Raw genomic sequence first — 15,828 nt, 5'->3', positions numbered from 1 at the left:
TGCGTTTAGAGTCCGGACACTGCGCGGGACATTTGCATGCCCACACGCGGCGTGGCTCCTGAAGTGCGCGAGTTAGAGGCTGCGAGCAACCTGGACCTTCTCGTAGACTTCGATCTTGTCGCCAGGCTTGACGTCGTTGTAGCTCTTGACGCCGATACCGCATTCCATGCCGGCACGTACTTCGGAAGCGTCATCCTTGAAGCGGCGCAGGGATTCCAGCTCGCCTTCGAAGATAACGATGTCTTCACGCAGTACACGGATTGGACGGTTACGGTGCACAGTACCTTCGATAACCATGCAACCGGCGATCGCGCCGAACTTCGGCGAACGGAACACGTCACGCACTTCGGCAACACCCAGGATATTTTCCCGCACGTCACTGCCAAGCATGCCGGTAAGGGCTTTCTTGACGTCTTCGATGATGTCGTAGATGACGTTGTAGTAACGCATGTCCAGGCCTTCCTGCTCGACGATCTTCCGTGCGCCAGCATCGGCACGCACGTTGAAGCCGAACAGTACAGCGTTGGAGGCCAGTGCCAGGTTGGCATCGGATTCGGTGATACCACCGACACCGCCACCGACAACACGCACTTGCACTTCGTCGTTACCCAGGCCGTTCAAGGCGCCGTTCAACGCTTCGAGGGAACCACGGACGTCAGATTTGAGGACGATGTTAAGCGTCTTCTTCTCTTCCTGGCCCATGTTCTCGAAGATGTTTTCCAGCTTGCCGGCGTGAGCACGGGCCAGCTTGACTTCGCGGAACTTGCCTTGACGGAACAGAGCCACTTCACGGGCTTTCTTCTCGTCGGCAACTACGCTCATCTCGTCGCCAGCGTCCGGGGTACCGTCCAGGCCGAGAATCTCGACCGGGATAGCAGGACCTGCTTCCTTGATTGGCTTGCCGTTCTCGTCGAGCATGGCACGTACACGGCCGTAGTTCGAACCGACCAGGACCATGTCGCCTTGGCGCAGGGTACCGTCTTGAACCAGCACGGTCGCAACCGGGCCACGACCCTTGTCGAGGCGCGATTCAACCACGACACCACGGCCAGGAGCCGATGGCGTAGCGGTCAGTTCCAGGACTTCGGCTTGCAACAGGACTGCTTCGAGCAGTTCGTCAACGCCGGTACCCATCTTCGCCGAGACCGGTACGAATGGAGTGTCGCCACCCCACTCTTCGGATGTCACGCCGTGAACCGACAGTTCGCTACGGATGCGATCGAGATCGGCGCCCGGCTTGTCGATTTTGTTCACTGCAACCACCAGCGGCACACCAGCAGCCTTGGCATGCTGAACGGCTTCGATGGTTTGTGGCATTACGCCGTCGTCCGCTGCAACCACCAGGATCACGATGTCGGTCGCCTTGGCACCACGGGCACGCATTGCGGTAAACGCGGCGTGACCTGGGGTATCGAGGAACGTCACCATGCCACGGTCGGTTTCAACGTGGTAGGCACCGATGTGCTGGGTGATGCCGCCGGCTTCGCCCGCTGCAACCTTGGCACGACGGATGTAGTCGAGCAGGGAAGTCTTACCATGGTCAACGTGGCCCATTACGGTCACGACTGGCGCACGGGAAACTGCCTCACCTTCAAACTTCAGGGACTCGGCCAGGGAATCTTCCAGGGCGGTGTCGCTGACCAGGGTCACTTTGTGGCCCAGCTCCTCAGCAACCAGTTGGGCAGTTTCCTGGTCCAGTACCTGGTTGATGGTGGCCGGAGTACCCAGCTTGAACATAAACTTGATGATTTCAGCAGCCTTGACCGACATCTGCTGGGCCAGATCGCCCACAGTGATGGTCTCGCCGATCTTCACTTCACGCACGACAGGGCCGGTTGGGCTCTGGAAACCGTGGGCGTTGCGTTTCTTCAGCTTGGCCTTGCCGCGACCACCACGACGGAAGCCATCGCTTTCTTCGTCGGTAGTACGTGGCGCAACGCGTGGAGCAGGCGCTTTCTCTTTGACCGAAGCACGATGTGGAGCGTTTTTGCGCTCACCATCACCACTGCCGCGACGATTGTTATCGTCTGCGCGTGGCTTGTCCGGACGACGAGGTTCGTCGCGCTTGCGAGCGTCGGCTGCAGGAGCAGGTGCGGCGGCAACAGGAGCGGCCTCACGCACAGCTTCAACAGGCGCGGCAGGAGCGGCGACTGCATCAGTAGCGGATTGCGCAGCAGCAGGCTGGCGACGCGCTTCTTCTTCGGCGCGACGCTTGGCTTCTTCTTCAGCCTTCTGACGTGCAGCATTTTCTACTGCGCGACGTTCGTCCATCTCGCGTTTGCGCTCGGCTTCGATTTCTTCCGGGCTGCGCTGTACGAAGACTTTCTTCTTACGCACTTCAACGCTGATGCTTTTGCTACCAGCCACCCGCAGGGTGCTGGTTGTTTTGCGCTGCAATGTAATCTTGCGCGGTTCTTCCACTTTCGCCTTGTGGCTGCTTTTCAAGTGAGTCAGCAACGATTGCTTCTCACTGTCGCTCACATGTTCCTCGGCGGCGGTGTGCGGCAGACCTGCCTCACGCATCTGCTGCAACAGGCGCTCTACCGGTGTTTTGACCTCATCGGCCAGTTGTTTCACCGTGACTTGCGTCATGCACTTCTCTCCTCAGGCCGCGCCTAATTACTCGAACCAATGGGCTCGGGCGGCCATGATCAACTTGCCGGCACGATCATCGTCAATGCCGTCGATGTCGAGCAGGTCGTCAATAGACTGCTCGGCCAGGTCTTCGCGGGTAATTACGCCGCGCACCGCCAGTTCCATCGCCAAATCCTTGTCCATACCCTCAAGCGAGAGCAGGTCTTCGGCCGGATGGGCGTCTGCCAGCTTTTCCTCAGTAGCGATGGCTTTAGTCAACAAGCGATCCTTGGCCCGAGCGCGAAGCTCGTTGACGGTGTCTTCGTCAAAGCCGTCGATGTTGAGCATTTCCTCCACCGGTACGTAGGCAATCTCTTCCAGGCTGGTAAAGCCTTCATCTACCAGCACCTGTGCCAGGTCTTCGTCGACTTCCAGCTCGTCGATGAAGTTGCGCAGGATGTCGCCGGTTTCTGCTTGCTGCTTAGCCTGGATGTCCGATTCGGTCATGACGTTCAGGGTCCAGCCAGTCAACTGGCTGGCCAGACGCACGTTCTGACCACCGCGACCGATGGCCTGGGCCAGATTGTCTGCGCCAACGGCGATGTCCATTGCATGGGCATCTTCGTCAACAATAATTGCCGCGACTTCGGCCGGGGACATGGCGTTGATCACGAACTGCGCCGGGTTATCGTCCCACAGCACGATATCCACACGCTCACCGCCCAATTCGCCCGACACTGCCTGGACGCGCGAACCGCGCATACCAATGCAAGCGCCCTGCGGGTCGATGCGTTTGTCCTTGGAGCGGACCGCGATCTTGGCGCGCGAACCCGGGTCGCGGGACGCAGCCATCACTTCGATCAGGCCTTCGGCAATTTCCGGCACTTCGATACGGAACAGCTCGATCAACATTTCCGGCGCAGTACGCGACAGGATCAGTTGAGGGCCACGGTTCTCGGTGCGGATTTCCTTGAGCAGCGCACGCAAGCGCACGCCAACACGGAAGGTTTCGCGAGAAATGATGTCTTCACGGGCCAGCAACGCTTCAGCGTTGTTACCCAGGTCGACGATCACGTTGTCGCGGGTCACTTTCTTCACGGTGCCGGAGATGATTTCCCCCAGGCGCTCGCGATAGGCGTCAACGACTTGAGCGCGCTCGGCTTCGCGGACCTTTTGCACGATGACTTGCTTGGCAGTCTGTGCAGCGATGCGGCCGAACTCGATGGACTCGATCTTTTCCTCGACGACGTCACCCACCTGGGCACCAGGATGCGTTTGCGCAACCTTGCTTGGCCAGGTTTCGATGGCCGGATCATCAAGATCGGCTTCTTCGACGACTGTCCAGCGACGGAAAGTCTCATAGGCTCCGGTGTGGCGGTTGATTTCCACACGCAGATCAACTTCGTCTTCAAAACGCTTTTTGGTAGCAGTGGCCAGGGCCAACTCCAGCGCTTCAAAAATCACGTTAGCCGGTACGCCCTTTTCATTGGATACCGACTCAACAACCAGCAGTACTTCTTTGCTCATCGTACGCCTCGCCTTTCGCAAGCCATTGGATCCGCGGGATCCGCAGTTTCTGGCACGTCTCAGTCAAAACTGGGAATAATGTTGGCCTTGTCGATCATATCGATCGGCAACAGGAACTCGTGGTCTTCTACCTGCACCACTACATCCTGTTCTTCTACACCGCGCAGAAGGCCCTGAAAGTTGCGTCGCCCTTCAAAAGGAGATCGCAGCTTGATCTTCACTTGTTCACCGGCATATTTAGCAAACTGCTCAATAGTGAACAGTGGGCGTTCCATGCCTGGCGAGGAAACTTCGAGGGTGTATTCAACGGCGATCGGATCTTCAACATCCAGGACACCGCTGATCTGACGGCTGACGATGGCACAATCGTCCACCAGCACGCCGCCCTCTTTATCGATATAAACGCGCAACATTGAGTGGCGACCTTGAGCCGAAAACTCAATACCCCAGCATTCATAGCCTAGGGCCACGACCACCGGGGCCAGCAAGGCCTGCAACTCTTCTAGCTTGCTCGACACCTGAACCCCCTCGTGCATGTATGTGCATGCTGTGCAAAATAAAAAAATGGGCGAAACGCCCATCCTTGAAACGCCGTCGAACAGCGGCGTTGAAAGTGTCCAGCTAACAAAAAGCCCCTTAAAAGGGGCTCCGCTAAAACTGGTTGCGGGGGCCGGATTTGAACCGACGACCTTCGGGTTATGAGCCCGACGAGCTACCAGACTGCTCCACCCCGCGACAAAGCTGGGGCGGAAGTATACGACCGATCCCTTACAGGGTCAATGTAACCTTCCACCTACAAGAAAGCCCGCAACAGCGGGCTCTCCTGATAATTGGTACCGAGAAGGGGACTCGAACCCCTACACCCTATGGGCACAACCACCTCAAGGTTGCGTGTCTACCAATTCCACCACCTCGGCAATACAGCGTTTACAACCTTATTACTTCTGCTCTTGAGCTGGAGGCACGTCAGTCGCTGGAGTAGCCGACTTTTGCTCTTGAAGCACCGGGACATCATCAGAAGCCGGTTTTGCTTTTGGTACTTCCAACACTGCTGGATCTGGCAAACCTGCTTGAGTCAGCACATGAGCTTTCTCTTTAGCAAAGTAACCTAACCCCAGGCTGGTTATGAAGAAACCGGCGGCAAGTATAGCAGTAAACTTACTAAGAAAGGTAGAGGAACCTTGGCTTCCGAACACAGTATTTGAAGCACCTGCCCCGAAAGACGCACCAGCGTCCGCACCTTTACCCTGTTGCAGCAATACCAGGGCAACAACGCCCAGCGCACCCAACAGATGAAAAACGACTACGACTGTTTCCAGCATTTTCTCAGTTTCCCGCGGCGCGACAAATCGCACCGAACTCATCTGCATTCAGGGAAGCTCCACCAATGAGCCCCCCATCGATATCCGGCATGCCGAACAGTTCGACCGCATTGGCCGCCTTCACGCTGCCGCCGTATAGAAGCCGCACACCTTGTGCGACCTCAGAATTCTCTGCCGCCAACTGCGCGCGGATGGCTGCATGCACATCCTGCGCCTGTTGCGGTGTAGCAGTCAGCCCGGTGCCAATGGCCCAGACCGGCTCGTAAGCAATCACTGCCTTTGCAAATGCACCAACACCCAGCTCCTCGATGATGCTGCCCAGCTGACGCGAGACAACTTCAAGAGTCTTGCCCGATTCACGCTGCTCCAGGGTTTCCCCTATGCACAACACTGGAATCAAGCCACAAGCCTGTGCCGCTGCGAACTTGCGGTTGAGCGTCCCATCCCGCTCGCCCATCATCTGACGGCGCTCGGAGTGCCCAACAAGCACATAGGAACAACCCGCATCAACCAACTGACTCGGTGCAATCTCACCGGTCAACGCACCCTGCATGGCTTCTACTGCGGAATTCTGCGCGCCGACCTGGATCGACTTGCCTTTCAAGCCATCAACCACTTGGTTGATATGCAAGCAAGGCGGGAATACCGCAATATCGACACCGCTTGGCAAAGCCAGGTGACGAAGGCCATTGACCAGCTCAGCGACACTGGCGCGGGTACCGTGCATCTTCCAGTTACCAGCTACCATAGTGCGACGCATGCTGTACCTCGTCGGTCAAAGTGGGCGCAGATGTTACCCAACCACATCATCACTGGCAAGCCGAATTCAGGCGCAAACTTCAGTTACCAGTTTTGCCAGCTCTTCGGCGTAGCCACGAACCTGTGTTTCGTCATCGCCTTCAACCATCACACGCACCAAAGGCTCGGTCCCCGACTTGCGCAACAAGACCCGGCCACGCCCCGCCATGGCGACGGTAACGCGCTCACAGGCTTCCTTGATCGCCGAGTGCTCGATAGGGTTTTCACCACCCGAGAAACGCACATTGAGCAATACTTGAGGGCACTTGCGTAGCGCCTGGCGCGCCTGGGCCAGGCTTTCTTCGCGGCGACGCAGGGCCAATAGTACCTGCAGCGCCGCGATAATCGCATCACCGGTGGTGGTGTGCTGGAAGCACACGACATGGCCCGAATTCTCGCCACCCACCACCCAGTTGCGCTCCAGCAGCTCGGCAATCACGTAGCGGTCGCCAACATTGGCGCGCACGAACGGGATCCCCAGGTCGGCCAGGGCCAACTCCAGCCCCAGGTTACTCATCAAGGTACCGACGACGCCGCCTTGGAGCTTGTTACGCTCATGCAGGTCGCGGGCAATGATGAACAGCAGGTCGTCACCGTCGACGATGGCACCGGTATGATCGACCATCAGCACGCGATCACCGTCACCATCAAAGGCGATACCCAGGTCCGCGTGCTCGGCCAATACCGCTGCCTGCAATTGCCCCATGTGGGTCGAACCGCAGTTGTCGTTGATGTTCAGGCCGTTAGGCTGAGCCGACAGCACGGTGACCTCGGCGCCCAACTCCTTGAATACGCTGGGAGCGACCTTGTAGGTGGCACCGTGGGCACAGTCGATGACCACCTTGAGTCCGGCAAAATTGGTGCTGGTAGGCACGCTGCTTTTGCAAAACTCGATATAACGACCCGACGCGTCGTTGATCCGCGATACCTTGCCCAGCTTGCTCGACTCGACGACGGTCATCGGCGCATCCAGCAGCTCTTCAATCATGTGTTCGATCTCGTCCGGCAGCTTGGTGCCCTGGCCCGAGAAAAACTTGATGCCATTGTCGTCATGGGGATTGTGCGAAGCGCTGATCACAATCCCGGCTTCAGCGTGAAAGGTACGCGTCAGATAAGCGATCGCCGGCGTAGGCATCGGCCCCAGCAACATCACATCAGCCCCGGCAGCGGACAGGCCCGCCTCCAGCGCAGACTCGAACATGTAACCAGAGATCCGCGTGTCCTTGCCGACCAGGATGCGGCATGCGCCCATGCTGCGAAAGGCCATCCCGGCCGCCCAGCCCAGCTTGAGCATGAAATCCGGAGTGATCGGGAATTCGCCGACCCGACCACGAATACCGTCGGTGCCAAAATATTTCTTTGTCATAAGTGCTCCATCATTCTTATTCGGCTGATTCTACCGCTTCGATCATCCGCACTACGTCAACTGTCTCGGCCACATCATGCACCCGCAGAATGCGCGCGCCCTTGGCCACGGCCAGTGCCGCGAGGGCCAGGCCGCCATACAGGCGCTCGCCCACGGGACGATTCAAGGCCATGCCTATCATGCTCTTGCGTGACACCCCAACCAACAGGGGGCGACCAAGGGCATGCAGCGACTCCATATGTTTGAACAGGCTCAAGTTGTGCTGCAGGGTTTTGGCAAAACCAAACCCCGGGTCGAGAATGATCCGCTCAGGTGCAATTCCTGCAACGGCGCATTGGGCAATGCGACTCACCAGAAATTCCGTCACTTCTTCAACCAGGTTGTCGTAGTGCGGGGCGTCCTGCATCGTCCCGGGCTCGCCAAGCATATGCATCAGGCACACAGGCAACCCGGTGGCAGCAGCAGCATCCAGCGCACCATCGCGCTGCAATGAGCGCACATCGTTGATCAGCCCCGCGCCGAGTCGCGCGGTCTCACGCATGACGGCGGGCGTCGAGGTATCTACCGAGATGATGACATCCAGCTCACGATGGATTCGCTCGACAATCGGCGCAACACGCTCCATCTCCTCCAGCGGGGAAACAGCACGTGCTCCAGGCCGAGTCGATTCACCACCGACATCGATAATGGTCGCACCCGCAGCCACCATTGCCTCTGCATGACGCAAAGCCGCGTCCAGCTGGCTGAAGCGACCACCGTCGGAAAAGGAATCAGGGGTTACGTTGAGAATGCCCATAACGTGGGTACGGGCCAAATCAAGAACCCGGTTGCCGCAAGGCAACCGGGTGGAGGACAACACAGAAGTCATTTCAAGCCTTAAAGGTCGGCAGCCGGGCCGCCGATTGGGTTTTCCGGGCGCTCATTCTGTACCACTGGCGGTGTGCCAGAAGTACCCGAACCACCTTCCCAATCACGAGGCTCACGAGGAGTACGGCCAGCCATGATGTCGTCGATCTGCTCGGCATCAATGGTCTCGTACTTCATCAGGGCATCAGCCATGGCGTCGAGCTTGTCACGGTTATCGGTAAGGATCTGCTTGGCCGTGCCGTAGCACTGATCAATGATGCTGCGCACTTCAGAGTCGATCAGCTTGGCAGTCTCGCCGGAGAAGCTGGCACTTTGACCGCCGCCACCACGACCCAGGAATACTTCGCCTTCTTCCTCGGCATACATCAGCGGGCCGAGTTTTTCCGAAAGACCCCACTTGGTGACCATGTTCCGCGCAATCTGGCTGGCACGCATGATGTCGTTGGACGCGCCGGTGGTTACACCGTCGAAGCCCAGAGTCATCTCTTCAGCGATACGGCCGCCGTACAGCGAGCAGATCTGGCTGATCAGGGCACGCTTGGAGAGGCTGTAACGATCCTCTTCCGGCAGGAACATGGTGACACCCAACGCCCGACCACGAGGAATGATCGACACCTTGTAGACCGGGTCATGCTCAGGCACAACGCGACCGACAATGGCATGACCGGCTTCGTGATAAGCGGTGTTCTGTTTCTCTTTTTCGGACATGACCATGGATTTGCGCTCAGCGCCCATCATGATCTTGTCCTTGGCCAGCTCGAACTCTTTCATCTCGACGATGCGCTTGCCGGTACGGGCAGCGAACAACGAGGCCTCGTTCACCAGGTTGGCCAGGTCGGCACCGGAGAAACCAGGAGTACCACGGGCAATCACGCCCGGCGCCACGTCATCGCCCATTGGCACTTTGCGCATATGGACCTTGAGAATCTGCTCGCGGCCACGGATATCCGGCAAGCCAACCACCACCTGGCGGTCGAAACGGCCCGGACGCAGCAGCGCCGGGTCAAGTACGTCAGGACGGTTGGTGGCGGCAATCACGATGATGCCGTCGTTCATTTCAAAGCCGTCCATCTCCACCAGCAACTGGTTGAGGGTCTGCTCACGCTCATCATGACCACCGCCCATGCCAGCACCACGATGGCGACCGACAGCGTCGATTTCATCGATGAAGATAATGCATGGCGCGTGCTTCTTGGCCTGCTCGAACATGTCACGCACACGGCTGGCGCCTACACCGACGAACATCTCGACGAAGTCGGAACCGGAAATGGTGAAGAACGGCACCTTGGCTTCGCCGGCAATCGCCTTGGCGAGCAGGGTTTTACCGGTACCCGGAGGACCAACCATCAGTACGCCGCGAGGAATACGGCCACCCAAGCGCTGGAACTTGCCTGGGTCGCGCAGGAACTCGACCAACTCGCCGACTTCTTCCTTGGCTTCGTCGCAACCGGCAACGTCAGCCAGGGTGGTTTTTACCTGGTCTTCGGAAAGCAGGCGTGCCTTGCTCTTGCCGAAGCTCATCGGCCCGCCCTTGCCCCCTGCACCACCTTGCATCTGGCGCATGAAGAACATGAACACGGCAATAATCACCAGGATCGGGAAGCTGGCTACCAGCAACTGGGTCCAGATGCTCTGCTGCTCAGGCTGCTTGCCCTCGACGACCACCTTGTTGTCCACCAGGTCGCCGATCAGGCCATTGTCCTGGATCGCCGGACGGATGGTCTTGAAGCTGTCGCCATCGTTGCGCTTGCCGGTGATCACGTAGCCATCAACCGCTACGCGCTCGACCTTGCCATCCTTAACTTGCTGGATGAAGTCGGAATAGTTGAGGGTCTGCGGCTCGTTAGGGCTGGAGAAGTTGTTCATCACCGTCACCAGGACAGCCGCGATGATCAACCACAGGATCAGATTCTTTGCCATATCGTTCAATTAACTACCCTCTGAAGCAAGCTCCGCTACTGGCGCGCGCTTCGCATGATATTCACCGGCCTAACTTACTACATTACCTACAACTCTGGCAGGCGCCGTCTGTAACCCTTTGTGAAACTTTGACTACACAATATTCGTAAAGCTTCGTGACGAAAGCGATATAAAAAAACCTATCGACTCCCTTAAAACCTTTAAAGACGCTCATCACTGACAGCGCCTTCGACACCGCGGTAACCGCGGCCCAGCAAATACTGCTCGCGAGACCTGTCCCTCGATGAGTCAGGCTTGCGGGTCTGCACCTTGTCGAACAGCTTGCGCATGTTCTTGTGGTACTCGTCAAAACCTTCCCCAAGGAAGACCTTGACCAGAAAATCACCACCCGGACGCAGAACCCTTCCTGCCAGATCCAGTGCCAATTCGCACAGGAACATGGCGCGTGGCATATCCACGGCTGGTAATCCACTCATATTGGGGGCCATATCCGAAATCACAAGGTCTACCTGCGAATTTCCGACAGCCTCGAGGATCTGTGCCAACACGTCATCGCGGGTAAAGTCGCCATGGACGAAGGTCACATCAGGGATGCTGTCCATCTCCAGGATATCGGAAGCGATCAACCGGCCTTGCCCACCAATCAGACGACTGGTCACCTGGGACCAGCCACCTGGGGCTGCGCCAAGATCGATTACGCTCATGCCTGGACGGATCAACCGGTCCTTTTCCTGGATCTCCAGCAGCTTGTAGCTGGCCCGGGAACGGTAGCCATCCTTTTGCGCCTTTTTGACGTAAGGATCGTTGAAATGCTCTTTAAGCCAGTTAAGGCTAGTTTTGGAACGGGCCACGGGCCACCTCGAAAATAAAACGGGTCGTGATTAACTGGGCGGTCCCGGACTCGCTCGGGTAAACTGGCCGCCGCTTTTTACAAGATCAGACGCAGGGGTCAGATTATGCCGCTCACTCAAGAGCAGAAGAAACAGTACAAATCCATTGGCCACCATCTGAAACCAGTTTTGATCGTGGCTGACAACGGTTTGACTGAAGGTGTGTTAGCCGAACTTGAACGCGCATTAGGCGATCACGAGCTGATCAAGATCAAGGTCAATATCCTCGATCGCGAAGCGCGCCTGGCCGCCATTGCAGAACTGTGCAAGGTGGGCAAGGCGGACCTGGTTCAGGTCATCGGCAAGATGGCGCTGCTGTATCGCAAGAATTTCAGCGCCAACAAGCAATTGTCGAACGTTCACCGCTTCAAATGATACAAGGGTCACGGGCGTGCTTCGCGCGCCCTGCCACTCCATCCCGGCGCAGGTTGTACCACCAGCACCAAGCCAGAAAACCCTAGCACAAGATAGCTGAACAGCTGCCAGCGCAAGGCTTCCGGCAGCAATATGCGCACCACGCAATACATTGCGCACGCATACAGCGCCATCAACAGCAGTTGCCCGCGCATATCCCGCCACAAACTCCCCAAGCCCTCGGCCTTGACCAGCACCAATGCCTGGAGAGTCACGCACGCCGCCGCAAATCCCACCAGCAGCGCACTCAATAATCCGCCGATCTCATCGATCAGCAACGGCGCCAGGCCAATCATGCCCAGAACCGGCAATACACCCAGGTGTAACAGCCACAGGCCGCCAACCCAGAGCATCTGGGCCAACTGCCAAAGCATGGCGCCCGCTGGAAGCGGGCGCCGTCCTTCAGATGTGACGAACTTCGACAATCTCGTACTCGATCACGCCACCAGGCGTCTTGACGGCGACCACGTCACCCTCTTCCTTGGCGATCAAGGCACGGGCCAGCGGCGAACCGACGGAAATCTTGCCGAGTTTGAAGTCAGCCTCGTCCTCACCCACGATATGGTAAGTCACGCTTTCATCCGTCTCGACGTTGGCGATTTCCACAGTCGTGCCAAAAATCACCTTGCCGGTCTTCGGAATGGTCGTGACATCGATGATGACCGCATTCTGCATGCGCCCTTCGATATCACGGATCCGCGCCTCGACCATACCTTGCTGCTCACGAGCAGCGTGGTATTCGGCGTTTTCCTTCAAGTCACCCAACTCACGGGCCGTACCGATGTCCTGGCTCAGCTTTGGACGTACGACCTTGGTCAGATGGGCGTGCTCCTCTTCCAGGGCCTTGGCGCCCTGGACAGTCATAGGGTATTTGATCATGCCTTCAATCCTGCGTGTAGATCCTGCAAGCGACGCACGGTCTTTTCCGGACCGAACTTGAGCGCTTCACAGATAGCTTCGCCAGCAGCAATGGTGGTGGTGCAGTAAATCTTGTGCTGCAAGGCGTTACGACGAATGGAGTAGGAGTCCGCGATCGACTGGCGACCCTCGGTGGTGTTGATGATCAGGGTGACTTCGTCATTCTTGATCATGTCGACCACGTGCGGACGACCTTCCGTTACCTTGTTCACGCGACGTACTTTCAGGCCAGCGGCTTCAATCAGCTTGGCGGTCCCGGCAGTGGCCACGACTTCGAAGCCCAAGTTGATCAGATCACGGGCCACGCCTGCAACCAGTGGTTTGTCATCATCACGCACGCTGATAAACGCAGTACCGCCGGTCGGCAGCACTTCACTGGCGCCCATCTGGGCCTTGGCGAATGCTTCGCCGAAGGTATCGCCCACGCCCATCACTTCACCGGTGGACTTCATCTCTGGGCCCAGGATCGGGTCCACGCCAGGGAATTTGGCGAATGGGAATACCGCCTCTTTCACGCTGTAGAAGTTCGGAATGATTTCCTTGGTGAAGCCGATTTCCTTCAAGGTCTTACCGGCCATCACACGGGCGGCAATCATTGCCAGGGATACGCCAATGCACTTGGAAACAAACGGTACGGTACGCGAGGCACGTGGGTTGACCTCGATGACATAGATGTCTTCGCCCTGCAGCGCCAACTGTACGTTCATCAGGCCGACCACACCCAATTCCAAGGCCATTTTCTTGACCTGTTCGCGCATCTCGTCCTGAATGTGCAGCGGCAGCGAGTACGGCGGCAGGGAGCAGGCGGAGTCACCGGAGTGAACGCCCGCCTGCTCGATGTGCTGCATGATCGCGCCGATCACTACGTCGGTACCGTCGCAGACCGCATCCACGTCCATCTCGATGGCGCAGTTGAGGAAGTGGTCCAGCAGCACCGGGCTGTCATTGGACACTTTCACCGCATCACGCAGGTAGCGCTTGAGTTCGTCTTCTTCGTAGACGATTTCCATCGCCCGGCCGCCCAGCACGTAGGACGGACGCACCACCAGCGGGTAGCCGATCTTGCTGGCGGCGCGGATGGCTTCATCTTCGCTGCGCACAGTAGCGTTTGGCGGCTGACGCAGGTTCAGGCGCTCGACCATTTGCTGGAAGCGCTCACGGTCTTCGGCACGGTCGATGGCGTCTGGGCTGGTACCGATGATCGGCACGCCGGCCGCTTCCAGGGCCCGCGCCAGTTTCAGCGGGGTTTGCCCGCCGTACTGCACGATCACGCCTTTTGGTTTCTCGACGCGACAGATTTCCAGCACGTCTTCCAGCGTTACCGGCTCGAAGTACAGGCGGTCAGAAGTGTCGTAGTCAGTGGAAACAGTTTCCGGGTTGCAGTTGACCATGATGGTCTCGTACCCGTCTTCGCGCAGGGCGAGGGCGGCGTGTACGCAGCAGTAGTCGAACTCGATGCCCTGGCCGATACGGTTTGGACCGCCGCCCAGGATGATGATCTTGTCGCGACCCGACGGCGCGGCTTCGCACTCTTCCTCGTAAGTGGAGTACAGGTACGCGGTGTCGGTGGCGAACTCTGCGGCGCAGGTGTCAACACGCTTGTAGACCGGGAAGATATCCAGCTTGTGGCGGTGGGTGCGCAGGTTTTTCTCGGTCACACCCAGCAGCTTGGCCAGACGCTGGTCGGAGAAGCCTTTGCGCTTGAGGCGGAACATCAGGTCGCGGTCGATAGAGGAAAGACCCAGGGTCTTGACCTTCTCTTCTTCCTTGATCAGATCTTCGATCTGCACCAGGAACCACGGGTCAATCATGTTCATGCCGAAGATGTCTTCGACGGTCATGCCCGCGCGGAAGGCGTCAGCCACGTACCAGATACGCTCGGCGCCCGGGACGGTCAGCTCGCGCTTGAGGATGCTCATGCTTTCCGGGTTGCTCAGGTCGAGCTTCTCGTCCAGACCGCAAACGCCCACTTCCAGGCCACGCAGGGCTTTCTGCAGGGACTCCTGGAATGTCCGGCCAATGGCCATGACTTCACCGACCGACTTCATCTGAGTGGTCAGGCGGGCGTCGGCTTTCGGGAACTTCTCGAAAGCGAAGCGCGGCAGCTTAGTGACGACGTAGTCGATCGACGGCTCGAAGGACGCCGGCGTAGCACCGCCAGTGATTTCGTTTTGCAGCTCGTCCAAGGTGTAACCGATCGCCAGCTTGGCAGCGATGCGTGCAATCGGGAAGCCGGTAGCTTTTGATGCCAGCGCCGAAGAACGCGAAACACGCGGATTCATCTCGATCACGACCATGCGGCCTGTGTCCGGGCAGATACCGAACTGAACGTTGGAACCGCCGGTTTCAACGCCGATCTCACGCAGTACCGCCAACGAGGCGTTACGCATGATCTGGTATTCCTTGTCCGTCAGGGTTTGCGCAGGTGCAACGGTGATCGAGTCACCGGTGTGCACGCCCATCGGGTCGAAGTTTTCGATCGAGCAGACGATGATGCAGTTGTCCTTTTTATCGCGGACAACTTCCATCTCGTACTCTTTCCAGCCGATCAGGGATTCGTCGATCAACAGCTCTTTGGTCGGCGACAGATCCAGGCCGCGGGCGCAGATTTCTTCGAACTCTTCACGGTTGTAAGCGATACCGCCGCCGGTGCCGCCCATAGTGAAGGACGGACGAATAATGCACGGGAAGCCCAGCTTTTCGAGAACCGCGTTGGCCTCTTCCATACTGTGGGCGATACCCGAGCGCGGGCAATCAAGACCGATAGACTTCATGGCCTTGTCGAAACGCGAACGGTCTTCAGCCTTGTCGATGGTGTCGGCATTGGCGCCGATCATTTCTACGCCGAACTTTTCCAGGACGCCTTCGCGCTCCAGGTCCAGGGCACAGTTCAGTGCAGTCTGGCCACCCATGGTCGGCAGCAGTGCGTCCGGACGCTCTTTCTCGATGATCTTGGCAACGGTCTGCCATTTGATCGGTTCGATGTAGGTGGCGTCGGCCATGTCCGGGTCGGTCATGATGGTGGCCGGGTTGGAGTTCACCAGGATGACGCGGTAACCCTCTTCGCGCAGGGCCTTGCAGGCCTGGGCGCCGGAGTAGTCGAATTCACAGGCCTGGCCGATAACGATCGGGCCAGCGCCGAGAATCAGGATGCTTTTTATGTCTGTACGTTTTGGCATGGGTTTGTCACTCAAATCCGCAGGTCAGTCGGCAAGCCGTCTTGAACAATCTT

At 58.1% G+C, this 15,828-nt stretch carries 13 protein-coding genes and 2 tRNA genes; 1 reads left to right on the top strand and 14 read right to left on the bottom strand.

Translation table 11 applies throughout. The features are described from left to right. Nucleotides 1-72: 72 nt before the first annotated feature. From infB to rlmE, 11 genes are all read right to left on the bottom strand, one after another. Nucleotides 73-2,592, bottom strand: a complete 2,520-nt coding sequence (infB, locus tag HBO11_RS26640) for a translation initiation factor IF-2 (protein WP_169955079.1) — start codon at nucleotides 2,590-2,592, stop codon at nucleotides 73-75. 27 nt (nucleotides 2,593-2,619) lie between these two features. Beyond that, nucleotides 2,620-4,101, bottom strand: coding sequence for a transcription termination factor NusA (nusA, locus tag HBO11_RS26635; RefSeq protein ID WP_038445977.1), 1,482 nt, complete (start codon nucleotides 4,099-4,101; stop codon nucleotides 2,620-2,622). A 59-nt stretch (nucleotides 4,102-4,160) separates the two neighbouring features. After that, the gene (rimP, locus tag HBO11_RS26630) at nucleotides 4,161-4,619 is read right to left on the bottom strand and encodes a ribosome maturation factor RimP (protein ID WP_032867412.1); all 459 of its coding nucleotides are present in this window, start codon (nucleotides 4,617-4,619) and stop codon (nucleotides 4,161-4,163) included. Between the two features lie 140 nt (nucleotides 4,620-4,759). Then, nucleotides 4,760-4,836, bottom strand: a tRNA-Met gene (locus HBO11_RS26625). A gap of 96 nt (nucleotides 4,837-4,932) precedes the next feature. Beyond that, nucleotides 4,933-5,018, bottom strand: a tRNA-Leu gene (locus tag HBO11_RS26620). 21 nt (nucleotides 5,019-5,039) lie between these two features. Next, nucleotides 5,040-5,423 (bottom strand): preprotein translocase subunit SecG, encoded by a 384-nt coding sequence (secG, locus tag HBO11_RS26615; protein ID WP_029298979.1) that lies wholly within the window; start codon nucleotides 5,421-5,423, stop codon nucleotides 5,040-5,042. Between the two features lie 4 nt (nucleotides 5,424-5,427). Then, nucleotides 5,428-6,183 (bottom strand): triose-phosphate isomerase, encoded by a 756-nt coding sequence (gene tpiA, locus HBO11_RS26610; protein ID WP_070994377.1) that lies wholly within the window; start codon nucleotides 6,181-6,183, stop codon nucleotides 5,428-5,430. 66 nt (nucleotides 6,184-6,249) lie between these two features. Further along, the gene (gene glmM / locus HBO11_RS26605; protein WP_169955080.1) at nucleotides 6,250-7,587 is read right to left on the bottom strand and encodes a phosphoglucosamine mutase; all 1,338 of its coding nucleotides are present in this window, start codon (nucleotides 7,585-7,587) and stop codon (nucleotides 6,250-6,252) included. A gap of 16 nt (nucleotides 7,588-7,603) precedes the next feature. After that, nucleotides 7,604-8,455 (bottom strand): dihydropteroate synthase, encoded by an 852-nt coding sequence (folP, locus tag HBO11_RS26600; RefSeq protein WP_169955081.1) that lies wholly within the window; start codon nucleotides 8,453-8,455, stop codon nucleotides 7,604-7,606. A gap of 8 nt (nucleotides 8,456-8,463) precedes the next feature. After that, nucleotides 8,464-10,374: an ATP-dependent zinc metalloprotease FtsH gene (ftsH, locus tag HBO11_RS26595; protein ID WP_029298988.1), complete on the bottom strand. Its 1,911-nt coding sequence runs from the start codon at nucleotides 10,372-10,374 to the stop codon at nucleotides 8,464-8,466. A 200-nt stretch (nucleotides 10,375-10,574) separates the two neighbouring features. Further along, entirely contained in the window at nucleotides 10,575-11,225 is a 651-nt protein-coding gene (gene rlmE, locus HBO11_RS26590; RefSeq protein ID WP_169955082.1) for a 23S rRNA (uridine(2552)-2'-O)-methyltransferase RlmE, read from the bottom strand. Nucleotides 11,226-11,330: 105 nt separating this feature from the next. On the opposite strand from rlmE, the gene HBO11_RS26585 reads away from it, so the two are divergent. Further along, nucleotides 11,331-11,639 carry a YhbY family RNA-binding protein gene (locus HBO11_RS26585; RefSeq protein WP_029298992.1) on the top strand — a complete coding sequence of 103 codons (309 nt, stop codon included), beginning with the start codon at nucleotides 11,331-11,333 and terminating at the stop codon, nucleotides 11,637-11,639. 8 nt (nucleotides 11,640-11,647) lie between these two features. Here HBO11_RS26585 and HBO11_RS26580 read toward each other — a convergent pair whose 3' ends face one another. Genes HBO11_RS26580 through carB form a run of 3 tightly spaced genes read right to left on the bottom strand, consistent with a single transcriptional unit; the run spans nucleotide 11,648 to nucleotide 15,775 of the window. Continuing rightward, on the bottom strand, nucleotides 11,648-12,052 hold the full coding sequence (locus HBO11_RS26580) for an MFS transporter (RefSeq protein ID WP_169955083.1): 405 nt from the start codon (nucleotides 12,050-12,052) through the stop codon (nucleotides 11,648-11,650). A 28-nt stretch (nucleotides 12,053-12,080) separates the two neighbouring features. Beyond that, entirely contained in the window at nucleotides 12,081-12,557 is a 477-nt protein-coding gene (gene greA, locus HBO11_RS26575; RefSeq protein ID WP_032862903.1) for a transcription elongation factor GreA, read from the bottom strand. Continuing rightward, on the bottom strand, nucleotides 12,554-15,775 hold the full coding sequence (gene carB, locus HBO11_RS26570; RefSeq protein WP_169955084.1) for a carbamoyl-phosphate synthase large subunit: 3,222 nt from the start codon (nucleotides 15,773-15,775) through the stop codon (nucleotides 12,554-12,556). Before carB ends, greA begins: the two co-directional genes overlap by 4 nt. Nucleotides 15,776-15,828: the final 53 nt, after the last annotated feature.

The organism is Pseudomonas sp. WS 5010 (assembly GCF_012985565.1).
Taxonomy (GTDB): Bacteria; Pseudomonadota; Gammaproteobacteria; order Pseudomonadales; family Pseudomonadaceae; genus Aquipseudomonas.
Note: the sequence above shows the minus strand (reverse complement) of the source record. Positions and strands in the feature narration are given on the sequence as shown.